The sequence below is a fragment of the Micromonospora sp. C28SCA-DRY-2 genome, assembly GCF_030519475.1.
GTDB lineage: Bacteria > Actinomycetota > Actinomycetes > Mycobacteriales > Micromonosporaceae > Micromonospora.
On sequence record NZ_JAUMKD010000003.1, the window covers coordinates 73,317 to 96,341 of the forward strand.

Consider the following 23,025-nt stretch of genomic DNA (forward strand, 5'->3'; position numbering starts at 1 on the left):
TGCGGCTGCGACATCCGTCTGGGAAGGTCCGTCGATGGCGGCTAGTCGTCGTTGGCGGGTATTCGTCATCCCTGAAGTCGGGAGGGTGCGTGCTCGAGGTGATCGGCCTATCGGCCGAGGCGGAGCTGATCTACGAGCGGCTGCTCGACGGTGGCCCAGCCACCGCGGGGGAGCTGGCCACGGCCACCTGCCTCAGTGACCAGCAGGTGCGGAAGGCGCTGCACGACCTAGCGGAGCGCGGCTTGACGCGCCACACATCGGAGAGTCCGATCTGCTACACCGCCGTCGACCCCGACGTGGTGCTCGACATCCTGTTGCTGCGGCGCGAGGAAGAGATCAAGCGCGCCCGCGTCCGGGCATCGCAACTGTCCGAACGCTTCCGACTGGCCGCGGCCAGACAGGATCCCAGCCAGTTGGTGGAAGTCGTCACCGGCCGGGAGGCCGTGCTGGAGTGGTCACTGAACATCGTGCGCAGCGCCCGTAAGGAGCTGAGAGGGCTCGACAAGCCTCCCTACGCGACGCGGCAGTTCGGAGGTACGGCGACGTCCCTCGTCCAGCCGGGCGCGACGGTCCGCACCATCTACGAACAGGCGGCCGTCGAGACGCGCGGCGGAATCACCGGCGACATCGCGGAAGGCGCACGGCTCGGGGAGCAGGACCGGGTTCTCCCACACCTGCCGACGAAACTGATCATCGCCGATGACCGGATCGCGATCATCCCACTGCAGGCGGCGCCCGACGTACTCGAAAGCGCCGCCGTCATCCACCCCTCCGCACTGTTGGAAGCCATCGCGGCGATGTTCGAAGCACTGTGGCGGGTCGCCCTGCCGCTGGACCTGGCCTGGTCCGGCGCCGCCGACGCCAACCAACCCTCGCAAGAGGATCGGCACATCCTGGCGCTGCTCACCACCGGACTGCCCGACGACGCCATTGCCCGCCAGCTCGGTCTGAGCGACCGTACGTACCAGCGTCGGATGCGCAGCCTGATGGAACGGGCGGAGGCCCGTACCCGATTCCAGCTTGCTCGCCAAGCCGCCCGCCGCGGCTGGCTCAGCGACCCCGTCGAGCCACCACCTGAGACCCGGCCTCACCGATCGACCACTGCCGGGCGCTGAGGACCACCGGGAATGCGGCAGGGAGCAGATGCTCCACCAACCCGTGCCACCTTCGCGCCTACCACCTGCTGGTCGACCAGTTGACCACCGTCGATCCTACCGGCGCCCGGGGGACAGTGAAACGAACGGCACCTCTCTGTCTCAAGCCGTCGGCGGCAGAGAGGTCTCCGTTCGTTTGACAGGCCCTCCGGCGGATCACCGTCCGGGACGCCCGGCGGACCTGCGCCTCGCTCCTGGCCGGCCTGGACGTGCACCCTCGGGTGGCGATGCAGATCCTCCACGCGCAGTTCGCGATCACCATGGAGATCTACACAAAGCACATTCCATCGTGTGTTTCGGCTGGTCTGGACGTGATGTAGGACGAGGTTGGCCGGGACGATCGTGGCGGCACGTCGGGGCAGCAGCGGAGCTTGGCCAGGAGCTTGCAGAGCAGCTCTTCTCACTCGACCCGGCCGACAGCCGGCCCCGGTGACGGGCGCCTGCGCTGCGCTCCGACTCCCGAGCCGGTCGCCGGAGCGCCCCACACCACGTGGCGACCGTGGATCCTCGGGTAAGGCCACCCACATCGACGGTCGATCCTCTCGAGGAGAGCAGTGGCCCGTGCGTGTGATCAACACCTCGACGCGTCGTCGGTCGATCGCCCCCGACCAGGGCTGATATGCGAATGGCTATCAGAGGCTCCGCTGGATGGTCTTGGACACATCGTCTGACCTGCTGATTGACTCCTGCGCCATGACCGGTCCGCCTCGCACTGATATCTCCGGTGGCGGATCGGCGTCGGATCGCCGACTCCCCCTGGGCGGGCGCATCCGTGGCATCGGACGGCCCGCCGCCAACCCGGGACGGGCCGAGATTGAGGTGAGGAAGACGATGATCCGATTGACCCTGCGTAAGACGCTCGTGACGGGCGGCGTAGCGCTCGCGCTCGGAATGGTTGCCGGTTGCGGCACCGACGACGGCGCTGAGGAGTCAGTCGTGCCGGAGACCACGGGTTCGAGCGCCGCGGCCACGGCGTCGGCGCCCGCCGCCGCACTCCCGGCCGCGGCGTGCCCGCTGGTCGACACCGAGCTGTTGCCGACCCTGTTCGAGGTGAGTGCACCTCGCGTGCAGGAGAACGACCCGGTGACGAGCGCGGGCAGTGTGACCACGTACTCCTGCGACGTGTCCGACGGCGGGGAGCTGTTCCTCACCGTCGGTACCTCCGTCGGCCCGAAGAGCGGCAGTGCCGAGGCGAACGTCCGCGCGGCGTTGGAGGGCGCGGCCGGCGAGCCGGTGTCCGGCGTGGGTGAAGCCGCGGCCTTCGGCGCCAAGGACGGTGTCGGTACCGTCGCGGGGGTCAAGGAGGTCGGTGGAAAGTACGTGCTGGTGTTCGTTCACGGTGCCGCCGACGACAAGGAACAGCTGGTCGAGGTCGCGCGCAGCGCGGCGAGCAAGGTCTGACGCGACGCCTGCGGGGCGAACACCGCTCCCGTAGGCGGGCCGCGCGGGCGCCGGGCGACCGGCGCCGGCGCGGCCAGGCAGGCGAGCGCTGCACCGAGCAGGACGCCGCCTACGTGTCGCTGCACCGGTGCCACCCTGTGATCATGGTGGCGGAGGCGACCACCGAGACCGCCGCCGCTCCCGGCCCGGCGGCCCACGACCGAGCCCACCGCGGAACGTCGTCACCGTTCCCGCCTGGCGTCGACCGGCCCAGCGTCGGCTGGCGTGAGGCCTGCGACCAGCTCGTCCGGGTCCCGATGTCCGGGGCCGCCAGCTCCCTGAACGCGGCGGCCGCCGCGACCGTCGTGCTCTACGAATCGGCACGCCAGCGCAGCGCTGCTGCCCGCCGGTAGCGCACCGACCACAGTGGTGGGCCGATCACCCTATGACGGCGACGACCCGCCGAGGCGGCCGGTGTCGGTCGCGGAGGCGCCTGGCCTGCGCCCTCTGCTGCGCCGCACGGTCTGGCATGCCTTGGCGGGCGCCGGTGAACCGTCTCCGGTCATCCGTCGAGGCCGCGAGGTCGTCGGTCAGACGGGGCCGTCGGACGAGGCACGCGGTTGCCCACCGCACCACCGCGATCGTGCGGGCCATCCTCGTTCTGCGCCCCGTCGGAGCCAACCGCTGTGCAGAATGAAAATGGCCCAAGGACTCGGCCGGCCAGCGCGGGGAAGCACGGCGCCGTAGGCAAGAATGCCCTCATGGGCCTTGATCTCTACGTCGGACCGTTGACCCGCTACCACCTGAGCGACTGGCTGACCATCACACAGCAGATCGGCGCACAGGACGGATTCGCCGTGCGGGTCATCCGGGCGCAGGAGGAGGATCACGAGACCGACCCGGAGGTGGTGCAGCACGCCGTACGGGAATGGCAGCAGTGGCTCGGCGAGGCGCTCGGCGGGCCGGTGGACTGGCCGGAGGGCGCGACCCAGCCGTACTGGACCGACAAGCCGGATTGGGACGGATTCGGCGCCGTGCTGCTGCTCGCCGCGTACGACGAGCGGCCGGACCTGCAGCCGAGCCCCTGGGAAAAGCCGGACAGCCCCCGTGAGTTTGCCGACGCTCCCGCATACCAGGCGGCCTCGGCCCAGCCCGAGCGCTACATCACCCTACTGTCCGGGGTGGAGTGGTGGTTGCCGCTCGGCACGGATCCGATCGTTATCGAGGCGTCCCGGCCGACGGGTCAGCCGACCCGGATGGGTTCGGTTGACCGGCTGGCCGCAGAGCTGTGCCTGCTTGCCGAGCGCACCGGCCTTCTTGCCGGGTACGACCCTGCCGAGTTGCGGCGCGGGCTGTTCACAGAGGATCCGACGGTGGAGGACCTCGCGCGGTTCGGCCTAGCGGTCATGCTCGACCTGGCCGAGACCGCTATCGAGCACCGTCAGCCTCTCCTTCTGGACTACTGAGGTGATAGACACGCGCGAGACCGGCTCAAGACCGACTCGGGACGCGGTGACGAATCGGTCTGAACCCCCCGGGTTTGGTAGCGGCTAGCTGGGTCGGGTTTCCGGCTGGGTCAGCCGGTGTTCGGTGGGATCGTAGCGGGCTTCGAAGGCGGCTGGTGGTAGGTCCGCGGGCAGGCTGTTCAACGACGGTCGGGGATGCGTTCGCCACCCGTTCCAGGGCTCCGGGTTGGCGATGAAGCCGGCCACGCGAGGTCGTCAATCGCGAGCCACGGTGCGACGGCCACGGCCGTGGGTGTAAGCCCAGTGAACGCCTTGACCTCACGGTGGAGGTGGGACTGGTCGACGTAGCCGCTCTCGGTGGCAACGCTGGCGGGGGCGTGTCCCGTCGCGAGAAGGTGGGCGGCGTGGTCGAACCGCACCAGTTGGGCGGCGCGTTTGGGTGTGATGCCGAGCTGGGACCGGAAGCGGGACCACAGGCGCTTGCGGGTCCAGCCGACCTGGTCCGCCAGGCCGTCGACCCGTACCCGCCCCCGGCTGGTGAGCGTCCGCCGCCAGGTGTAGGCGACCTCCGGATCGACCGGTGGGCGGGCGACCAGCCGTCGGCCGAGGATTTCCTTCGCGATCGTGAACCGTTCGTCCCATGACGCGGCGGCGCGCAGCTTGTCCTCGACTCGCTCGGCATCGCGGCCCCAGACATCTTCCAGGGATACCACCGTCCCGCTGAGTTCGGTCGATGCGCCGAGCACCGCAGCCGCCGCGGCCGGCTCCAGCCGGATCTGGAGGCACTCGCCGATCCCCCGGCCACTTGCCCGAAGATTGCCGGGGAGGAGCCCGACGACGACACTGCCGCGCCCGTGCCGGCCAGGGGTGTCGTAGGCGAGGCCTTCCCCCTCGCTCAGGTCGATGAGCAGGGTGACGGCTGGGTGCGCGACCATGGCGATGTCCGCCAGGGCGGGGGCACGTTGGCGGAACCCGGCCATGCTGGTCCCCGGCAGCCGAGCTGACGGGCGCGGGACTGCGATCTCCACCGACGCCCAGTCGGGTGGCGTCCCGGTCGGCAGCATGTGACCAGTCTATGTCTGAGGGATCACGGGCAGGGTGTCAGCGGCCGTTGCCGTGAAGCCCAGCAGCAGTTCGCTGGTCATCTCGGGGGCCTCGAGCATGGGTATGTGCCCGACACCGGGCAGCAGCTCGACCCGCGCATTCGGCACCGTGTCGTACTGGTGTGCCGACGACGGCTCCCAGCGGGGGTCGGCGGTACCGAAGATCACCAGCACTGGGACATCGAGGGCGGCGAGACGCTCGGGCACGCTTCGCTCCGCGATGTACGCGGTGTTGCGGCGCAGCACCGTCCTCATCGCCCGGTACGTGGTGCTTCGTAGGTCGGCGACTAGGTCGTCGGGGACCTCCACGGGGCGAGCGCACGTCACGCTTATCCCCCTGCGGATCATCGCGTCCGAACGCCTCAACCAGAGCAGTGGGCCGAGAGGCGGGGCCAACAGGACCCGAAGAAGGACCGGCTGCCGAAGGAGCGCATCGGGACGCGGGCCGGTGCTGATCAGCGCGAGCGACCTCACCAGATCGGGGCGCTGTTCGGCAAGGGCGGTGGCGATGTACCCGCCGCTGGAGTGCCCGACCGTGGCGACCCGACGAAGGCCGAGGTCGTCGAGCAGCCCCGCCACCCGGCCCGCCTGCACGGACACGTCGTATGACAGCCCGGGCGGGGACTGGCCGCAGCCCGGGAGGTCAACCCGGATGACGTGGTGGTAGCCGGCGAGTGCCGGGACCACCGGACTCCAGGAGCCGCCCGAGAACCCCGATCCATGGATGAGCAACAGCGGCGGTGCCTGCCGCGGGCCGTCGTGGACCACATGCATCGCCTGCGGCTGCTCAACGTCGTACTCACTCATGCGGGGGATGATGCATGGGCTGCCGACTATCAGTCTTGGACAAATGTCGTCGTGGAAGGGGCCGGCGCCGACTCCGGGCTGCACGCGGCCTGGCGCGAGGCGTTACGCCCAGCTGGCCACCCGTCCAGGCCACCGCGCGAGCGTAACCCCGTGCCGGGACGCGCTCAGGATGGCTGGGGTGCGGCGTGGGTTCGGATGAGTCCCTCGACGCCGCGGAGGAAGGTCTCGGAGATCAGCGCCCGGTCGAAGAGGCAGCCGGCCGCCATGGCGCCGTCGCGGAGCATGACGAAGTGCCGCGCGGCGGGCTCCGCCTCGGCTTCCCGGATGCCCGCCAGCAAGGTGTTGATCGTGTCGAGGAACCACTGCCGGTGCGCGAGGACGGCCTGGTGCACGGGGTGGTCGGGATCGGGATACTCGGCCACGGCGTTCAGGAAGGCGCAGCCGCGGAAGCCGGTGGACTGGATGTCCCGGGCGATCCCCTCGGCAACGGCCCGGAGGGCCTCGGGCGCCGGTAGGCCGGCGGTGACGGCCGTGTCCACCTGGTCGCGGATGGCCCGATCGGCGGCCTTCAGATAGGCGAGGACGAGATCCTCCTTGCCCGGGAAGTGCCGGTAGAACGTGGCCCGGGTCACTTTCGCCTCGGCGATGATCCGGTCGACGCCGACCGAGTGGATCCCCTCCCCGTAGAAGATCCTCGTCGCCGTGTCGAGGAGTCGCTGCCGCGCCTCGGACGGCCGGATTCCGGTCCCGCTACGTGCCATCAGGCCATGCTAGCGACAGAACGTTCGGTCTTGCCCTCGATTCATCGACGCCGGACACTTTTCGCCAGGCGCGATGACGCATCCACCCGGGCCGGGAAGAACGCGGGCGCGCTCCTGGCGTCCCGCACCCCGATCGCCAAGAGGTAGAACGTTCTGTCTTGACAGGCCGGAACAGGGTCGACATCATTTGCGAGACAGAACGTTCGTTCTACCTCGTGGTGTTCGAGTCCTCGGCCCCGCTGGTCGCGGTCCCCTCGCCACCGAAAGGATGACCATGACCACCGTTGCCGCACCCGGCATCTCGACGACGGCGTCCACCCTGCGGCGGCTGTACCTCGTCCGTTTCGCGTTCGCCATCGTCTGGGCCCTCGTGATGTTCACGACCGCCACGCAGCTCGGCCCGCTCGCCGTCACGCTGCTCGTGCTCTACCCGCTGTTCGACGTCGCCGCCGCCGTCATCGACGCCCGCGCGTCCCGCGCCACCGGATCGCCCACGCTGCTGTACGTGAACGTCGCGGTCAGCCTGCTCGCCGCGGTCGGCCTGGCCGTGGCCAGCGCATCCGGCATCCCGGCGGTCCTGCGGGTGTGGGGTGCCTGGGCGGTGGTGGCCGGGCTGGTCCAACTGATCGTGGGGGTCACCCGCCGCGGGATGGGTGGCCAGTGGCCGATGATCATCAGCGGCGGCATCTCCGTACTCGCCGGTGGGTCGTTCATCGCCACCGCCACCGCGGACAACCCGGTGCTGACCAACGCGATCGGCTACGCCATCCCCGGCGGCATCTTCTTCCTCATCTCGGCCGTCCGTCTCGGCCGCGCCGCCAAGGCGAACTGACATGGACAACGCTACCTACGACGTGGTCGTCCGCCGTGGCGCGGCAATGGTGACGGTGGCCGGCCGGTCGGTCAGCCGAGCGTGATGCGCCCCTCCCCGTCGTACCGGAGGCGGCCGCTGGTCAGGGCGACCTGGAGGCCGTACCGGAGCAGCTTCTCGATCTTGTCGGTGCGCCGCCGGTAGCCGAGGCGCTCCAGCCCGGCGCGCAGCAGCCGCTCCTCGTCGATGCGCGGCACATCCTGGAGCACGTGCACGAACGCGTTCGCCACCTCCTCCGGCGCGATCTCCTCGAACGCCCGGTCGTTGCTGGCCTGGGTGACCCGGTACGCGCGGTAGGTCTGCGGGTCCGTCCCCTCCGGCCAGGCGTACCGGCCGACGGTGGGGTGGTCGTGGAGTCGGCGCGCGTCGACGAGGGCGAGCACGGCGACGCGTCGGTCCTCCCGGGTCCGGAGGAAACCGAACCGGGCCAGCGCCAGCCGGGCGAGCCGGTGCTGTTCGATCGGCCCCTCGGCGGCGATGATCTCGCGCAACGCCTCCCGGACCAGCCCGCGCACCCGCTGGTCGCCGCCGATCAGGTCGAGGTCGCTCTGGTCACCGAGCGGCGTCGGGGCGTACGGGACGAAGGGGCTGACCGCGATGCCGCCGGCGGCCGCCGGCGGTGCGATCGCGACGGGTGCCGGCGCGGCGGCCAGGCCGGTGACGGGTGGCGGCGGAGCGCCCGCGGCGGGTTCGGTCTGCTCCGCCGCGGGTGGCCGCGACAACTCGACGTCGTCCGTCGAGTGCGGCTGCTCCACCATCTCCGCGCAGGGCGCCGGCCCGGCCTCCGCACCGGTTCGCGGGGACGGCAGCTCGACCTCCTTGCCGGGCGCGGCGGCCTCCACCGGCTCGGCCGCGGCGGCCTCGGCTCGGGCGACCGCCTCGCCCACCCGCCGCAGCAGCGCCGACCGGTCGCGGATCCACGCGGGCAGCCAGAACCGGACGACCTCCGGCCAGCCCATGATCGACCGGAGCAGGCCCGGCGCGGAGTCCCGGTCGGCCACCGTCGGGCGGGCGCTCCAGTCGGGACCGTCCAGCATGACGGCCACCTGCCAGCGATCCGAACCCGGCCGGCGCACGGCGATGTCCACCGTGAAGTCGGACAGTCCGTGCGAGGTCCGTACCTCGTAGCCGTGCGCGCGCAGCGCGGCCGCGACCTCGTCGCGGATCCGGCTGCGCCGCTCGGTCCGGTCGGTGGCCAGGTCGCCCAGGCGGTCCGCGCCGGCGGCGGCCATCTCGCAGTACGCCCGCAGGTGCTGGGTGCCCACCGCGGAGGTGCGGGCCAGGTCGATGTCGGACGGGTCGAACGACGAGAAGAGCACGACCTGTCGGCGGGCCCGGGTGATGGCCACGTTGAGCCGGCGTTCACCGCCGGCCTGGCTGAGCGGGCCGAAGTTCAGCGGGAGCTGGCCGGTCTCCGGGTTGGTGGAGAACGCCAGCGAGAACAGGACCACGTCCCGCTCGTCGCCCTGCACGTTCTCCAGGTTCTTGACGAAGACGGGCTCCGGGACGGCGCCGGAGAGGTGCTCGCGGATGACCGGGTCGGTGCTGTCCTCCAGCAGGTTGAGGATGAGGTCGCGCTGCTGGATGTTGAAGGTGACCACGCCGATGGACTGGCCGGCGGTGGCCGGGTCGTGCAGGCGCCGGGTGATGTCCGCGAGGATCGCCCGCGCCTCGACCTCGTTGGTCCGTGAGCCGCCCCGGTCGTACTGGCCGTCCACGCGGCGCCAGGTGATGCCGGCGGAGCCGCTGGCGCCGGGTGACGGGAGGCTGGAGAGCTTGTTGTCGTAGTAGTAGCGGTTGGAGAAGGCGATCAGCGACTCGTCGTGGCTGCGGTAGTGCCAGGACAGCCAGCGCTGCGGCAGGCCCGACTCGACGGCCTCGCTGAGGATGCTCTCCAGGTCCTCCAGGACCGGGCCGTCGCCGTCGTCGACCTCGTCGGTGGTGTGGCTGGCCTGCATGATGCTGGTCGGCGGCATCTGCCGGGAGTCGCCGACGACCACCACGGCGCTGCCGCGACCCATCGCGCCGATCGCCTCGGCGACCCGGATCTGCGACGCCTCGTCGAAGATGACCAGGTCGAAGCGCTGGCTTCCCGGGGCCAGGAAGTTCGCCGCCGAGGCGGGGCTGACGAGCACGCACGGGGTCAGCGCCAGCACCGCGTCCGGGTACAGCTCGAACAGCTCCCGGAAGGACCGGCCGCCGCGCTTGCGGCGCAGCTCCGCGGCGAAGTCGGCGAAGCGGCCGCGCCGGTCGGTCGGGCTGAACGGGCGGCGGCGGACCAGCACCGACGGCAGGCGCTCGGGCAGCGCGGACCGCAACTCACCGGCCGCCGCCTCGAACTGGGCGATCTCGTCGTCGTGCAGCTCCGGGTCGAAGTACTGCAGGCCGCCGGCCCGGACCCGCTCGGCGAGGGACGCCGCGGCCACCCCGCGCCGGTACGCCTCCTCGGCGAGCTGCCCGGTCACCTCGGCGCGCAGCAGCCGGTCCCGGTAGTCGGTGAGGCCGGCGGCGGCGAGCACGTCGGTGTGGGTGAGCACGGTCGCCCAGCGGCGCAGCGGGAACAGCTCCTCGGCGCGCAGGTCGTGCAGCCAGGTCGCGCCGTCGCGCTGCCAGGCGTCGACCCAGTGCGCACCGCCGGCCCACAGCGCCAGCTCGGGCTCCGCGGAGCGCAGCACGCCACGCCAGGCCCGCCACCGGGCGGCGACCCGGTCCAGCAGGGCCGCGTCGGCGTCGGTGACCCCGCGCTGGAACAGCTCCCACGCCTGCGGGTGCCGGGCCAGCAGCGCCCGGCCGGCCCGGGTCGCCTCGACCGCCTCGGCCAGCCGCTGCGGCGCGCCGGGGTCGGTGGGCCGCCAGCCGGGCAGGTGCAGGCCGCCCAGCGTCACCGCGTGCTGGTGCAGCGCGGCGGCCTGCGCCTGCGCGGCGACCAGCCGGCCGGTGGTCACCTCCACCCGGTCGACGTCGAGCGTCGCGCCGGCGACCAGGTGGACGGCCAGCCTGTCGACGACGGCCTGGCGGCGCTTGCGCTTGCCGAACAGCTTCTTCGCCGCCTCCTCCGCCTCGGCGTGCCAGGCGGTCAACTCCGGGCGGGCGTACACGTCGGGCCGGAAGGTGGCCAGCTCACCGGCGAAGCCCTGGTGGAAGGCGGCCAGGTCGGCCTGGAGCCGGGCCGCCGCCTCGTCCCACCGCCGGTCGCCGGCGCGCCGGGTGGTCTCCCGGTCCGGCAGCAGCCCACGTACGGCGAGCCAGGCGCCGGCCTGCAGCTCGGTGACGGCCTCCGGGGCGGGCAGCGTCCGCAGCAGCCCGACCAGGTGCGGGTGGCGGTCGAGGTCGGCGCGGAGTCGTTCGAGTTCGGCGGCGATCTCGGTGACGGCCGCGGCGTGCAGCCCGTCGAGGTCGCGGCAGCCGCTGAGCGCCCAGGGGTGCTCGGGCCGGACCCGCGCCGAGCGGGCGGCGGCCGGGAACTCGCGCAGGGTCCGCTCCACCCGGGCGCGTACCTCGCCGGGCGCGTGCAGGTAGCTCACCGGGATCGGCGCGGCCGGACCGTCGCCGTACGCGAGGACCTGCTCGTAGGCCGACCAGAGCGACATCCCGGCGGGATTGGCGGCGTGGACCTGCTCCGGGTACTCGACCAGCGGGGCGAGGCGGGTCCGGTAGGCCGTCTCGACGGCCGTCCAGTCGCCGTCGCCGCCGGCGTCGTACTGGTCGAGGGCGTCGCGGAGCTGCTGGCGGATCGCGTTGAGCGACTGCTTGCGCCCGTGCAGGTCCAGGGCGAACGGTCCGAGGCCGATCTGCTTTAGGCGCCGCTTCACGACCTCGAGGGCGGCCTGCTTCTCGGCGACGAACAGCACCGACCGGCCGGCGGCGACCGCGCGGGCGATCATGTTCGTGATTGTCTGCGACTTGCCGGTGCCGGGCGGTCCCTCCAGGACGAAGGACTGGCCGCGCTCGGCCATCACGATGGCCTGCATCTGGGAGCCGTCGGCGGGGATCGGCAGGTGCAGCTCCGCCTCGTCGACGGCCACCTCCACCTGCGGTTCGGGGCGGGCCGGGTCGTCGAAGGTGGCGCCGGAGGACTCCACCAGGTGCCGCACGACCGGGTTCTCCAGGAACCGGGGCCAGTGGTCGCCGAGGTCCCGCCACATCTGGAAGGTCGAGAACTGCAGCAGCCGCAGGCTGGCCGTCTCGTCGATGCGGTAGTTCAGCCGGTTGTCGACCAGCCCGGTGTTGATCGCGGCCAGGGTCTTGGCGATGTCGATGCCGTGCTCGTCGAGGACCGGCTGCTCCAGCTCCCGGATGCGTACGCCGTGCTTGACCCGCAGCCACTCGACCAGGCAGTGGTTGGGGCTGGCCACCTCAGTGCCGTCGATCACCAGCGCGTACGGGCGGCGGCCGGCGCCGCCCTCGATGCGCACCGGCAGCAGGAACAGCGGCGCGTACGCCTCTCCCCCACTGGTCTTGGTGTGCACGAGCGTGCCGATGGTCAGGTAGAGGTAGTTGCTGCCGGTCTCCTGCTCCATCGTGCGCGCCTCGCGCTGCAACGCCCGCATGACGGTCTTGTAGCGGGCCTCGGTGACCGCCCCGTAGACCCGGCGGTCGGTGCGCAGCTCCCGGGTGAGGATCTCCGCGTCGAGGTCCTGCGCCCGGCGCGCCCCGGCCAGCTCGTGGACGTGGCTGATGGCGTCCTGCGGGATGACCTGCACCTGGCGGCCGTCGTGGACGAGGTCGTCGAGCAGCGCGAGCGCGCCGGCCGGCACGTGCAGGTCGAGGCCCCGGCCGCGCTTGGGCAGGTTGAGCAGCGGGTTGCGCAGGCTCAGGTCGAGCAGGGACTTGCGCCACTGCTGGATGCGCGCCGGCGAGCCGTCGGAGGGCTGCGGCACCTCGTCGCCCTCGTCGGCGAGCTGGCGCAGCTTGGCGGCGGCGACACCCGGCGGCAGGTCGAGGGAGGCGGCGGTGTCGGTGTCCGTGATCGCCTGGCTCTCGACCGGCGCGGCCAGCTCGTCGGTCGACGGCAGCGGGCGGATGCCGGAGCGGTGCGCCAGGTGGACGTCGACCACGCCGTGCAGCCGGTGCGCCTCGCCGCGGAAGTGGCCGAGCCCGACCCGTACCGCCTCGGTGAACGTCGCGGACTGGGCGCCTGGCCCGATGCGGGTCAGCTCGACCGGCACCGCCCGGCCCGACTCGACCATCGAGATCAGCAGGTTCGTCTCCGTGACGGCGGCCGCGCCGAGCCGCTCCTCCTCCAGCAGGAACCCGCCGAAGGCGTGCCCCTCGCTGATGAAGACGAGCGGGTGCAGGCCGGCCGCCTCCAGGCACGCGGCGTAGGTGACGGAGAGGTCGAGGCAGTTGCCGAGCCGCCCGTCCAGCACCGCGGCCGTGGTGCGGACCTTCTGGCCGCTGTTCTCGAACGACGCGGGCAGGGTCTGGTAGGTGATCTCCAGTCGGCGCAGCGCCTCGTACACGGCACCGGCGATCAGCGCCGCCCGCTCCGAGCCCTCCTGGTAGCCCTGCAGCGACCCGGAGCCGGTCCGCGCGAGCAGGAGCTGCGCCGCCGACCGCAGCACCGCCTCCACCGCCCGGGTGTTGGGCTGCACGAAGGCGGCCAGGCTGTCGTAGAGGGCCGGGCTGTTGAACCACTCGTTGTGCGCGAGCACCGCACTCGGCGCGACCAGCCGCAGTTCCTCGTCGCCTGCCTCGACGGTGAGGCGGTAGTCCACCGGGAACGCCTCGTCGGTGCGGTAGAGCAGCGCGCGGTCCGGGGTGAGGTCGCGGAAGTCGTCCCAGCCGGTGCTCGCGCCGGGCCGCAGCGGCGCGGTGAGGGTACGCGTCCACGGCTCGGTGAGCGCGCCGTCCGGCCCCAGCAGCTCCAGGGCCAGCGTCACGTCCGCCAGCGGCTCGGTGCCCCGGTTGACCAGCGTGAGGTGGCGGACCAGCGGCACCCGGTTGTGCACCAGGGCGGCGTTGATCGCCGGCTGCACGAGCAACGCGACGGCGAGCTGGTCGTCGTCGGCGGTGAACTGCGCGAAGACGCTGTCGGACATGGGCGTTTCTCCAGGTGGCACGGCCAGGAAAGGGCCAGCCTAACGGTCAGCCGACCGGTGGACCCGCCCGTCACCCCGGCGCCGAGGACCACGGCTCGACCGTCTCGACTGCCGCTACCGTCGGTGACCCGCCGACCTCGGCTCGCCGCCCGATCCGCTGGGCCCACGCCGCCGGCTGCCGGCCGCCGGCCAGGTTGCAGCAGCCTGCCGACGACCCTCCTGCTCGCCGGCGGGCACCCGACGAGGTCGGGCCAGCGGCGCGGCCGGCGGGAGCACTCACCGCCGCCGGCCGGGGCGGAGCGGACAGTGCTCGTCGCCGGGGAAATGTCGTACGGGTCGGGTTAGCTGCCGCGTACCGCTCGCCGCCGGAGCCGGGGTCACCGTCGACGTGTTGTGGACGGACGCCGGGGACAGCGCGGCCTGCGCGGCGCGTGGCACCATTCCCGGACACCGCGCGGCGGGACCTCAGAAAGGATCGAGCATTGAGTGCGAGCCCGTCCGTGGTGGACACCAGGATCTACCGGCACGCGTCGGGCGTGGTCGGCGACACCGTGGCCCTTGCCACGTCGGCGCCGGACCGGGTCGACGGGCAGACCTTCTTCGCCGGTTTCGTGCGTACGCCCCGGGTGGTGGCCGGCGGGCTGCTGGCACTGGCCGACATCGCGGCCGCCGACTTCCGGCCGGTGCGGAGTCCGGGCGGGCGCGATCCGGTGGTCACCGGCGACGGCGAACGGCTGCGACTGGAGGCGCTGTCGGCCTGCGGCGGCGTGTACGGGCGACTGGACCTGACCGCCGAGGAGCTGGACGGCGCACCGGTGGGCCGCGGTGTGACCAACGTGGACGTCAACCCCGGGTTGTACACCGCGCTGACCCGCGTCGGGGCCGGGGACCCGGTGCGCCTGGCGGTCGGCGAGGACGAGCTCGCCGTGTCGACGCTCGACGGGCGCGTGGTCGAGAAGCGGGTGCCGCTGCCGGAGCGGTGGCTGCGCGGGCTGGCCGAGGTGTCGGCGCACGCGCTGCCGATGGACCCCCGGTTGGAGCTGCGTCCGGGACGCGCGGTGGCGCTGCTGGCCGAGGTGTCGGCGCGTACCGGCCGGCGGACGCGGTGGTTGCTGCCGGCCGCGACCGGGTGGCGCTCCACGAGCCGGCCGGATCGCGGCGCGATCTGCGTGGCGGACGGATACCGCCTGTCGGTACTGCGTCCGCTGCTTCCCCTCGCGCGCACCGTCACCCTCTACGCGCCGCCGGTCAGCGGCGCGCCGGCCCAGGTGAGCGGCTGGGTGCTCGACTTCGGCACGGCCCGGTTCACGCTGCTGCTGTCGACCGCCGTGCAGCACGGCTTCGCCGGGGACGGTCAGCTGCTGGCCGACCTCGGGGCCGGGTCGGCCGACACCGACGCCGAAGCCTTGAACGCCCTGCTGGTCACCGACCCGGTCGTCGACCGGTCGTCGGTCGCCGAGCGGATGGACTGGGACGGTACGCGGGCCACCGCCGCCCTCGCCGCCCTCGCCACGGCGGGCCAGGTGGGCTACGACATCGCGGCGGCGTCGTCGTTCCACCGTCCGCTGCCCTACCGGGCCGATCTCGTGGCCGCACTGCATCCACGGCTGGCGGCGGCACGGGCGCTGGGGGCGGCGGGCGGGGTGGTGCCGACCGACGCGGGCGTGGAGGTCACCTCCGGGGGTTCCACCTATCTCGTGCACCGGCGCGGCGCCGGGTACGCCTGCACCTGCGCCTGGTGGGCCGAGCATCAGGGCTTGCGCGGGCCGTGCAAGCACGTCGTGGCGGCGATGTTCAGCGAGGAGAACGGGGTGACGGGCGGTGCGTGACGTGTGGCGCGAGGTGTGCGCGCGAATCGACGCGGCCGACTTCGACGCGCTCGGGGAGACGCTCGCCGGTCTGGACGCCGGCGGGCGGGCCACCCTGCTGCCGGCGCTGGAGGCGCACACGCCGACCCGCGCCGAGCCGAAGCCGGTCGTGCTGCCCGAGCCCGAGCCCGAGCCGGAGCCGGAGCTGCCCACGTCGGGCTCCTTCGGTTTCGTGTTCATGACCGCTCCCGGGGAGGAGATTCCCCGCGACCTCGCCGGGATCCGGGCGCTCATGGCGCGCCAGCGGTCGCAGCGGCAGGAACGCCAGCGCGGCTTCGAGAAGCAGCGACTGGAGTGGCAGGCCATGCACGAGGCCAGGGAGCTGAACGAGCGCCGCCACGCGGCCCTCGCCATGGCCGTGCTCGCCTGCGCTCCCACCGTCGCCGACGCGGTCAAGCGGATGTACCGACCGTGGTCCGCGGGCCCGTCACTGCGGGTGTCAGCCGAGATGGTGCCCGGCCTGCTCCGGGCGCGCGGCGCCGACTGGGCTGCCAGCCTGGCCCGGCACCTGCTGCGCCGGTCCGGCTCGCGGATCCGGGGGGCCGCTCACTGGCCGTTCACCGAGGCGCTCATGCGGGCCGTGGGTGCCGGGCCGCCGGACACGCCCGCCGCCGTGGCGCAGTACGTGGCGCTGCGGCGGGGCAACCCGTCGCTGGCCGCTGCCCTGGCCGCCGACCCGTGGCTCGACCACGTGGTGCCGTACCTCTTCGACGACGACCGGGTGGCCGTCGCCTTCGCCACCGGCGTCGCCGGCCGGGACTGGCCGCCGGCCCTGCTCGAGCTGGCCGCCAGCGGCCGGATCGACCGGCGGGTGCTCATCGCGGGGTGCCTGCGCCGGTTGCGGGCCGGCGGGCGGAAGGGGCTGCTCCAGCCGTACCTCGATCTGCTCAAGCAACTGGCACCGACGGTCGACGAGTTGGCCGGGCACCGGCAGGAACTGATCGGCCTGCTGACCGCACCGATGTCGACGGTCGCGAACCTCGCGTACGCCGGGCTGCGCGACCTGCACCGGGTGTCCGCGCTGGATCCGGCAGCCCTGCTGGAGATCACCCAGAGCATGCTGGCCCGCCAGGAGAAGACGCTGGTGCGGGCACATCTGACGTGGCTACGGACGCTTCCGCTCGAGCCGCTGCTGGACGGGCTGGTGGTCGGGCTGTTCCATCCGGTGCCCGAACTCGCCGAAGGCACCCTCGACCTGATCGAGCGAGGGCTGCCGGCGCTGTCGGCGGAGTCCCGGAACCGGCTGCGGGACGAACTGCCGGCGCTCGACGGCGCGGTCGCGCACCGGCTCGCCGGGCTGCTCGGCGCCGCGCCGCCCGCTCCCGTCGCCGTTGCGCCGCGCGTCGCGGAGCCGCCGGCGGAGATGCCACCGCCGCTGGACCTCGGCGCGCTCGCCGGCGAAGTGGCGATCGTGTTCCGCAAGGGCAACGACGATCCCGTCCGGTACGAGTTGCTGCTCGACGGGCTGGTGCGGGCGGCGCGGGGCGACCGCGCCGCCGCCGAGCGGGTGCTGAGGCCGATGGTCCCGCAGTGGACCGGACCGTGGCCGGCCGTGGTCGCCGCCGCCGCCGGCAGCTACGTGTCGGCTGAGGCGCCGTACCGGTGGGCGGAGCCGCATCCGGTGACGCGCTTCCTGGAAAGCCGGGTCACCGAACTCGCCGAACGGCTCCTCAAGGAGCCGCCGCCGGCGCTGCTGGCCACGCCGGCCACCGTCGCCGGGCACGTCGATCCCGCTCGGGTGCTCGACCTGCTGCGCACGGCCGAGGACGACGGCTGGCAGCCGGGCCACGCCGACCTGACGCAGGCCATCCTGCGGCTGCCGCGCGAGGTGGACGAGGTCGTCCAGGCGGGCGCGCGGCGTCTCGTCTCCCCCGGCGGGCGCCGGTTCGCCGCGGCGCTGGCCACCCGGTTCGAGCCGCGCACCTGGGTGGAGGAGGTCGGCCACCAGCCGCACCGGTCCGGCCGGCGGGTCGCGATGCTGGACCCGACCGGCCTGCCGGCCGAACTTGCCGAGCCGCTCGACGCGGCCCAGCGGATCAACCACAGCCGGTGGACGGGCGACCTGGCACTGTGGCCGATGATCGCGCCGTCGCACCGGGAGGTCATGGCCGCGCACCTCCAGCCGTTCGTGGCCGCGGCGGTGGAGCGGGGCAACCTGTCCACCGGGATCCTCACCGGCCTCGCCGCCGCCGACGGCCCGCCCGGCCCGGCGATGTGGTCGATCATGGCGTACGCGCTCGCCAACCACCGGCAACCCGTACGGCTGGCGGCCGGAGACGCGCTGATCACCCTCGCTGCCCGGCCGGACTGGGACAGCGCCGGCATCGGGGCGGAGCTCGGTGCCCTCGCCGCCGCCGGTCGGGTCGTGCTGCAGCGGGTCGTCCAGCCGCTGACCGAGGTGCTCAGGGCCGGTGAGCGTGAGGCGGTCTGGCAGGTCACGTCGGCGGCGCTGCCGATGCTGCTGCCCGCCGGGGCCAGACCGGGCCTGGCTGACCTGGTCAGCCTCGCTGCCGACACCGCACCGGGCGACCGCCCGGTCGACCTGCCGGGCCTTGCCGCGCTCGCCGCCGATCCCCGGCGGAACCGGCTCACCGAGGCCGCCCGACGCTTCACCGCCCGCACCGCCAGCGCCTGACTCGTGCCGCGAGATCCGGGCCGGGCGTAGCTCCAGCGTGTGGCCGCGAGGTCTCCGGTTTCAGGTTCTGGTTCGTCGCTGAGCCATCCTCACCGGCGCTGCCCTTCGGGAACCACACCAACGCCGCTCCGGTCCACTCGCTGCTCGAACCGCGGGTTCGCCGCTCTCGCACACCCTCGTCTCGTGTGGTTGCACAACCATATGAGACAGAGCACCGCTTGAGCATTCAAACTCAAGATTCCCTCAAGTTGCGTCAGCCATCGTCATCCCTCGAAATACTTCTGCCAGAATCAGCCGCACGAGGATACCGATCCAGCCGCACGACAGTGGCAAGTGGACGGTTCCGAGGGTGCGATCGATCTGCTGTTTCCGGCCGGTGCTGCCGGAACGAAATCCCCGGAAGGGAGAGACCATGACACGTCTCCGCTCGGTGGCCTGCTCGGCCCTGTTGGGAACCACGCTGGCGGTGGCTTCCGCGACGGTTACCGCACCTGCGGCGTCCGCCGGGTCGCTGTACTGGAAGAACGGGACCAACGTCTCGAAGTCGACGGTGTGGTCCGGAGCGACCGCCAGCAACATGCAGTGCTACTTCCCATCAGGATACAACGCGACCATGTGTATCCGGTTCGACCGGCGGGCCATCTACGTCCGGAACGACAAGGCCAACGGCTACTTCAAGCTGGGGCAGTGGACCGGCAGCGGCAACACGTACATCTGCCAGAACAACCGCACGAAGACCTCCGGCGACGGCAGCTGGGTGGCCTGCCAATGGAACTGGCCGAAAAAGAACTGCTACACCAAGCGGACCGGTTACGGGCAGCACGAATGGTACGTGACCAGCCCGTCCAGCGGCGTCAAGTGCTATTAGTTCCATAGGCAAGGCACGCCCTGGCGCGAGCCGGAGCGCATCGCCGGCGACACTCACCTGCTGGAAACAGGAGCGTGTCGTCGGCGGTGCGCGCGGCCGCGCTGGTACGACCTGGATTCTCTTTCAATTTCCATCGAGCCCGGGTTCACCGCCCGCCGCGTGCGGATATCGCCTACAGGTGTGCCGCGAGAGCGGCGGGTGCCTCGACATGGGCGAGGTGATTGAGCCCCTCCATCCAGGTCAGGCGCGCCCGGGGCATGGCCGAGACGAACCGGTCGAGGGCTTCGGCGTAGGGAGCACCGGCGGCCGCGCTGAGGGTGCCGGCCAGGATGTCGACGGGGATCCGCAGCGCCCGATAGCGCTCGTAGTGGGGCGTGAACGTGTTCAGCGCTGCGTGCTCGGCGGGCGGACACCATCGACGTACGCCAGACGGTCGCCCGGCTCCAGCAGGCCGACGCCGACGCGCTGCGCGAGCGGATCGAGCAGGCGGTCCGGACGGGCGAGCTGCCCCGGTCGACGTCCGTCGCGGCGCTGACCGCGTACGTCCAGTGCGTCTGGCACGGCCTCTCGGCCATGTCGAACGCCGGCGCCCCGCGCCCGCAGTTGCTCGACGTCGTTGACGAGGCGATGCGGGCCTGGCCGCCCGGCCCGCGCTGACCTTGGCCCGCGTTCAGCCCGGAATCTCCACCCAGCGGGCGGCTGCCTCGAAGGTGTCCGCCGGGGTGGTGTTGAAGGCGATCGCCGCGTCGGGAGCATGCCGGTGCACCAGGTTTACCACGCGCTCGAACAGGTCCAGCTGATTGCGGACACCGCCACCGATGACGACGCACTCCCAAGCCCGGGCGCGAAGGGCAGCGGTGACGACCGCCGCCATGTCGTCGCTGCCGTCGAGACCGAACAAGCAGAACTCGGCCCCCACGCCGTGCTCGGCGAATCGGGTCCGCCCGGCTTCGATGCCGTCGGCTACCGGCTTGGGGTCCCACGGCCCGGGCACCCGGTACGGATCGAGACCGATCACGAGCACGCGGGGTGTCAGGTCCGGTGTGTTCATTGCTGAAGACTATGCGCGGTCCGGGCCGGAGGCGGGCTTCGACTGTTCGTCGGGTTGCGTCAGCGGCGCAGGCGGCGGGAGCACTCGCCGTCGTGACCGTCGCGGAGCACGCAGCGCCCGCCGCCGGGCAGCCGCAGGTCGCAGAAGACCCGGTGACGGAGGAACTGCCGGTCCTCCTCGGAAACGGTGGTCTCCCCCGGGTCGGTCATCGGCAGCACGGACATCCAGCGGCCGATGACCCGGGCCAGGCGCTGCGCGGCCGGCAGGTCAGCGGCGACCACGGGCAGGTGGATGACGTACCGCTGGGTCATCGTGCGGGGTCCTGGTCGGCGCTGGGCTGGTCGGACTGCCAGGTGCGCAGCGCGAGCTTGATCCGCGCGGTTTCCCGGCGGCTCTCGGCGAGGGCGTCGTGGAGTGCGGTCATGTCGAGGGCGACCCGGTCGAGGAAGGCGTACACGTCGTCGGGGTTCAGGCCGCGGCGTCCGAGCCGGGCGGGCGGAAAGCGGCGCTCGCGCACCTGCCACGGCAGCAGGCTGCGGTACGTGGCGGAGCGGTAGGTCGTCCCGGCGCTAACTGGGAACGACCTCTGGTTGCGAACGCTCATGTCAGCCTGCCTTTCTCGTCCTGGGTGCAGCACAGCTCATCCCGGCACGACACCGGGCTGCTCAGTTGGAGTGAGTCGGGGGGCGGCGACCGGTTCGGGGGATCCCGGCCGCCGCGCTGTGGCCATCCTGTGGCAGTCCGGAGTGGATGCGCAACGTTCCAGGCCGCAATTTCGGCAGTGTGCATTGACTTTCTTTGTTGAACCACGTAGGTGTTGCAGAAGCACATCACGCAGTGTTATGCCATGGAATCAAGGAGTGTGCCGGTGGCCGAGGAGATTGGATCGACCGTGCCGCGCCGGCAGCTTGGCCGGCTGCTGCGCCAGTTCCGCAACGAAGCCGGGGTAACCCTCGACGCTGCCGCTGAGGCCCTCGAATACAGCCGGCAGAAGATCTGGCGTCTCGAGTGCGGCATGGGCCCGGTCCGGGTGCTCGACGTCAAGGCGATGTGCGAGCTGTACGGGGTCTCGCCGGAGATGACCGAGGCGATGCGCGGGCTGGCCGCGGAGACGAAGTCGAAGGGCTGGTGGCACGCGTACGGGGACGCGGTGCCGAGCTGGTTCGAGTTGTATGTCGGCCTGGAATCCGCGGCCTCCCGGCTCAGGGGCTTCGACGAGTCGCTGATCCCGGGAATCCTGCAAACGAAAGGCTACGCCGACGCGCTCTTCCGGCTCGGGCGGATACTCAGCGACGACGAGCGTGAGCGAGCCGTTCAGGTGCGTCTACAGCGGCAGGCACTGCTCATGCGGCGACTCCCAGCGGCTCCCCGATTGGAATCGGTGGTGTCGGAGGCGGTGCTTCGCCGCACTGTCGGTGGGTCGGCTGTGATGACCTCCCAGCTCGAGCATCTACTCAAACTGTCTGAACTGCCGAATGTGTCCGTTCGGGTGCTACCCCTGGCGGCAGGACCGCAGCCCGGGGCAGTTGCGGGCACCTTCATGATCCTCGACTTCCCGCCCACCAAAGGCGGTCGGGCCGCCCCTGAACCCTCAATCGTCTACAGCGAGTCGCTGACCGGGGCGCTCTACCTCGACAAGCCCGACGAGTTGACCGCCTACGAACGCGTGTGGCGAGGGCTGGATGCGCTCGCCCTCGGCGAGGCAGAATCGAAGGACATGATCAAGAGGATCACCGGGGAGATGCGGCATGACTGACCTGACCGGCGCCATCTGGCGCAAGAGCAGCCGCAGCGGCGACAACGGCGGTGCCTGTGTCGAGGTCGCCACCAACCTCCCCGGCATCGTCGCCGTCCGCGACTCCAAGGACCCCAACGGACCGGCATTGATGTTCGCGCCGCAACCTTGGGCGAGGTTCGTGAAGATTGTAGGCTTCCGATCCTCGGTGTGAGACGAGATTGGCGGCCTCGCCACGACCGGTCCCGTTTTCGTCCGCCAAGGCACCAAACCCCATTCACAACGCCTTGAGAGACGTCCGCTGATCGTCGGGACTCCACTGCCCGTTCGATAGCGGACCGGCGCCTATGACCGACTACGGGTGCCTGGTCGGCCACGATCCATTGCAGAGCGCGTCGCCAATCGGACAGTTGCCGAATTGGCCATTGCACGCTGGATACCGTTCACAGGACTCGCACGGCGGATCACCGCGCTAACGACCTGTGGGGTTAAGAGATATGACCACTCCTGGCCAACCGAGCCAGCACCAGCCATACTCCGGCCCGCCCGGCCACGGGTCGGCGCCGTTCGGCCATGCTTCGACGGCCATGTACCCAGCCGTGCCCGCACCTCGGAAGCGGCCGACGTGGCTCATCCCGACGCTGATCGGTGTGGGGGCTATGGTCGCCCTTTGCTGCGGCGTCGGGATGGTCGGCGTCATCGTGGGTGACCCCGAGCCGGCAAGCGTGTCGTCTAGCGCGAGCCCCACCACGCAGGCGGCGGCGAAACCATCCTCGACCGCTGCTGGGTCCGCGTCAGCCCCATCCACCAGTTCGCCCGCTGCCGCCCCAGCCGCGCCGAGCCCGACAAAGGAAGCTGGCCCCAGACTGTATCGCGTCGGTGACAAGGTTCGTGGCGGTGACTTCGAATTCACCGTCAACAGCATGAAGTGCGGGATCTCGCAGGTCGGTGATTCGTTCCTGAACCGCAAGGCGCAGGGCATGTTCTGCCGCGCGAACATCTCCGTGAAGAACGTGACGAAGTCCGCACACCTGTTCCACGCCGACGGGACGGTAACCGCACAGGACGCATCCGGCCGCGAGTATGACCCCGATGGCACGGCCGGGATGTACGGCAATGACGACGCCAGCGGGTTCCTCGACGAGATCAACCCTGGGAACACCGTGCGCGCAAACGTCTTCTTCGACGTGCCCAAGGGTACGAAGTTGAAGACGATCACGTTCGACGCGGGGCTGTTCACCTTTGCCGAGGACGCAGTCGTGACCCTTTGACCGGATAGCCGGGC

At 71.7% G+C, this 23,025-nt stretch carries 19 protein-coding genes and 1 pseudogene; 11 read left to right on the plus strand and 9 right to left on the minus strand.

Translation table 11 applies throughout. The features are described from left to right. Window positions 1–89: 89 nt before the first annotated feature. The 4 genes and pseudogenes from Q3W71_RS14070 (at window position 90) to Q3W71_RS14085 (ending at window position 4,000) form a co-directional block, all read left to right on the plus strand. Window positions 90–1,115 (plus strand): helix-turn-helix domain-containing protein, encoded by a 1,026-nt coding sequence (locus Q3W71_RS14070; protein WP_302919757.1) that lies wholly within the window; start codon window positions 90–92, stop codon window positions 1,113–1,115. Between the two features lie 687 nt (window positions 1,116–1,802). Further along, a complete protein-coding gene (locus Q3W71_RS14075; protein ID WP_302919758.1) occupies window positions 1,803–2,555 on the plus strand; it encodes a hypothetical protein in 753 nt (250 codons plus the stop codon). Between the two features lie 260 nt (window positions 2,556–2,815). Then, window positions 2,816–2,947 (plus strand): annotated as a pseudogene (locus Q3W71_RS14080) (TrmH family RNA methyltransferase); the annotation flags it as partial. Window positions 2,948–3,295: 348 nt separating this feature from the next. Then, on the plus strand, window positions 3,296–4,000 hold the full coding sequence (locus Q3W71_RS14085) for a hypothetical protein (protein ID WP_302919759.1): 705 nt from the start codon (window positions 3,296–3,298) through the stop codon (window positions 3,998–4,000). Window positions 4,001–4,179: 179 nt separating this feature from the next. Here the strand turns inward: Q3W71_RS14085 and Q3W71_RS14090 are convergent, their stop codons facing one another. From Q3W71_RS14090 to Q3W71_RS14100, 3 genes are all read right to left on the minus strand, one after another. Continuing rightward, window positions 4,180–5,064, minus strand: a complete 885-nt coding sequence (locus Q3W71_RS14090) for an AraC family transcriptional regulator (RefSeq protein ID WP_302919760.1) — start codon at window positions 5,062–5,064, stop codon at window positions 4,180–4,182. A 9-nt stretch (window positions 5,065–5,073) separates the two neighbouring features. Then, window positions 5,074–5,910, minus strand: coding sequence for an alpha/beta fold hydrolase (locus Q3W71_RS14095; protein ID WP_302919761.1), 837 nt, complete (start codon window positions 5,908–5,910; stop codon window positions 5,074–5,076). A 164-nt stretch (window positions 5,911–6,074) separates the two neighbouring features. Continuing rightward, window positions 6,075–6,671: a TetR/AcrR family transcriptional regulator gene (locus Q3W71_RS14100; RefSeq protein ID WP_302919762.1), complete on the minus strand. Its 597-nt coding sequence runs from the start codon at window positions 6,669–6,671 to the stop codon at window positions 6,075–6,077. Between the two features lie 274 nt (window positions 6,672–6,945). Between Q3W71_RS14100 and Q3W71_RS14105 the strand changes: the two genes are divergently transcribed. Then, window positions 6,946–7,503, plus strand: coding sequence for a hypothetical protein (locus tag Q3W71_RS14105; protein WP_302919763.1), 558 nt, complete (start codon window positions 6,946–6,948; stop codon window positions 7,501–7,503). A gap of 71 nt (window positions 7,504–7,574) precedes the next feature. Here the strand turns inward: Q3W71_RS14105 and Q3W71_RS14110 are convergent, their stop codons facing one another. After that, on the minus strand, window positions 7,575–13,583 hold the full coding sequence (locus Q3W71_RS14110) for a DUF4011 domain-containing protein (RefSeq protein WP_302919764.1): 6,009 nt from the start codon (window positions 13,581–13,583) through the stop codon (window positions 7,575–7,577). Between the two features lie 482 nt (window positions 13,584–14,065). Between Q3W71_RS14110 and Q3W71_RS14115 the strand changes: the two genes are divergently transcribed. Both Q3W71_RS14115 and Q3W71_RS14120 read left to right on the plus strand, forming a co-directional pair. Next, on the plus strand, window positions 14,066–15,412 hold the full coding sequence (locus tag Q3W71_RS14115) for an SWIM zinc finger family protein (protein ID WP_302919765.1): 1,347 nt from the start codon (window positions 14,066–14,068) through the stop codon (window positions 15,410–15,412). Further along, window positions 15,405–18,086: a DUF6493 family protein gene (locus Q3W71_RS14120; RefSeq protein WP_302919766.1), complete on the plus strand. Its 2,682-nt coding sequence runs from the start codon at window positions 15,405–15,407 to the stop codon at window positions 18,084–18,086. The genes Q3W71_RS14115 and Q3W71_RS14120 overlap by 8 nt, the downstream gene beginning before the upstream one ends. A 243-nt stretch (window positions 18,087–18,329) precedes the next feature. On the opposite strand, the gene Q3W71_RS14125 is transcribed toward Q3W71_RS14120, so the two are convergent. Continuing rightward, window positions 18,330–18,665, minus strand: coding sequence for a hypothetical protein (locus tag Q3W71_RS14125; protein WP_302919767.1), 336 nt, complete (start codon window positions 18,663–18,665; stop codon window positions 18,330–18,332). 34 nt (window positions 18,666–18,699) lie between these two features. Here Q3W71_RS14125 and Q3W71_RS14130 point away from each other — a divergent pair, with 34 nt between their 5' ends. After that, window positions 18,700–18,954 (plus strand): hypothetical protein, encoded by a 255-nt coding sequence (locus Q3W71_RS14130; protein WP_302919768.1) that lies wholly within the window; start codon window positions 18,700–18,702, stop codon window positions 18,952–18,954. 384 nt (window positions 18,955–19,338) lie between these two features. Here Q3W71_RS14130 and Q3W71_RS14135 read toward each other — a convergent pair whose 3' ends face one another. The 4 genes from Q3W71_RS14135 to Q3W71_RS14150 form a co-directional block, all read right to left on the minus strand. Continuing rightward, entirely contained in the window at window positions 19,339–19,515 is a 177-nt protein-coding gene (locus tag Q3W71_RS14135; protein WP_302919769.1) for a hypothetical protein, read from the minus strand. 109 nt (window positions 19,516–19,624) lie between these two features. Continuing rightward, complete coding sequence (locus Q3W71_RS14140; protein WP_302919770.1) at window positions 19,625–20,005, minus strand: hypothetical protein; 381 nt, start codon at window positions 20,003–20,005, stop codon at window positions 19,625–19,627. Between the two features lie 59 nt (window positions 20,006–20,064). After that, window positions 20,065–20,316: a hypothetical protein gene (locus Q3W71_RS14145; protein WP_302919771.1), complete on the minus strand. Its 252-nt coding sequence runs from the start codon at window positions 20,314–20,316 to the stop codon at window positions 20,065–20,067. Continuing rightward, a complete protein-coding gene (locus Q3W71_RS14150) occupies window positions 20,313–20,609 on the minus strand; it encodes a DivIVA domain-containing protein (RefSeq protein WP_302919772.1) in 297 nt (98 codons plus the stop codon). The genes Q3W71_RS14145 and Q3W71_RS14150 overlap by 4 nt, the downstream gene beginning before the upstream one ends. Before the next feature lie 264 nt (window positions 20,610–20,873). Between Q3W71_RS14150 and Q3W71_RS14155 the strand changes: the two genes are divergently transcribed. The 3 genes from Q3W71_RS14155 to Q3W71_RS14165 all read left to right on the plus strand — a co-directional run bounded on the left by Q3W71_RS14155 (window position 20,874) and on the right by Q3W71_RS14165 (window position 23,011). Then, window positions 20,874–21,761 carry a helix-turn-helix transcriptional regulator gene (locus tag Q3W71_RS14155; RefSeq protein ID WP_302919773.1) on the plus strand — a complete coding sequence of 296 codons (888 nt, stop codon included), beginning with the start codon at window positions 20,874–20,876 and terminating at the stop codon, window positions 21,759–21,761. Then, window positions 21,754–21,954, plus strand: coding sequence for a DUF397 domain-containing protein (locus Q3W71_RS14160; protein WP_302919774.1), 201 nt, complete (start codon window positions 21,754–21,756; stop codon window positions 21,952–21,954). The genes Q3W71_RS14155 and Q3W71_RS14160 overlap by 8 nt, the downstream gene beginning before the upstream one ends. A 373-nt stretch (window positions 21,955–22,327) precedes the next feature. Then, window positions 22,328–23,011: a DUF4352 domain-containing protein gene (locus Q3W71_RS14165; RefSeq protein ID WP_302919775.1), complete on the plus strand. Its 684-nt coding sequence runs from the start codon at window positions 22,328–22,330 to the stop codon at window positions 23,009–23,011. The last annotated feature ends 14 nt before the right edge of the window (window positions 23,012–23,025 follow it).

What these genes read in the sequence shown, in the direction of transcription:
- Q3W71_RS14110 (WP_302919764.1), bottom strand. Translation starts at nt 13,583, where the DNA reads ATGTCCGACAGCGTCTTCGCGCAGTTCACCGCCGACGACGACCAGCTC.
- Q3W71_RS14125 (WP_302919767.1), bottom strand. Translation starts at nt 18,665, where the DNA reads ATGTTGCTGGCGGTCGCTCCGGACCACACCGTCGACTTCGAGACGTTG.
- Q3W71_RS14145 (WP_302919771.1), bottom strand. Translation starts at nt 20,316, where the DNA reads ATGACCCAGCGGTACGTCATCCACCTGCCCGTGGTCGCCGCTGACCTG.
- Q3W71_RS14085 (WP_302919759.1), top strand. Translation starts at nt 3,296, where the DNA reads ATGGGCCTTGATCTCTACGTCGGACCGTTGACCCGCTACCACCTGAGC.
- Q3W71_RS14160 (WP_302919774.1), top strand. Translation starts at nt 21,754, where the DNA reads ATGACTGACCTGACCGGCGCCATCTGGCGCAAGAGCAGCCGCAGCGGC.
- Q3W71_RS14165 (WP_302919775.1), top strand. Translation starts at nt 22,328, where the DNA reads ATGTACCCAGCCGTGCCCGCACCTCGGAAGCGGCCGACGTGGCTCATC.
- Q3W71_RS14140 (WP_302919770.1), bottom strand. Translation starts at nt 20,005, where the DNA reads ATGAACACACCGGACCTGACACCCCGCGTGCTCGTGATCGGTCTCGAT.
- Q3W71_RS14150 (WP_302919772.1), bottom strand. Translation starts at nt 20,609, where the DNA reads ATGAGCGTTCGCAACCAGAGGTCGTTCCCAGTTAGCGCCGGGACGACC.
- Q3W71_RS14105 (WP_302919763.1), top strand. Translation starts at nt 6,946, where the DNA reads ATGACCACCGTTGCCGCACCCGGCATCTCGACGACGGCGTCCACCCTG.
- Q3W71_RS14100 (WP_302919762.1), bottom strand. Translation starts at nt 6,671, where the DNA reads ATGGCACGTAGCGGGACCGGAATCCGGCCGTCCGAGGCGCGGCAGCGA.
- Q3W71_RS14130 (WP_302919768.1), top strand. Translation starts at nt 18,700, where the DNA reads ATGTGTATCCGGTTCGACCGGCGGGCCATCTACGTCCGGAACGACAAG.
- Q3W71_RS14075 (WP_302919758.1), top strand. Translation starts at nt 1,803, where the DNA reads ATGGTCTTGGACACATCGTCTGACCTGCTGATTGACTCCTGCGCCATG.
- Q3W71_RS14095 (WP_302919761.1), bottom strand. Translation starts at nt 5,910, where the DNA reads ATGAGTGAGTACGACGTTGAGCAGCCGCAGGCGATGCATGTGGTCCAC.
- Q3W71_RS14090 (WP_302919760.1), bottom strand. Translation starts at nt 5,064, where the DNA reads ATGCTGCCGACCGGGACGCCACCCGACTGGGCGTCGGTGGAGATCGCA.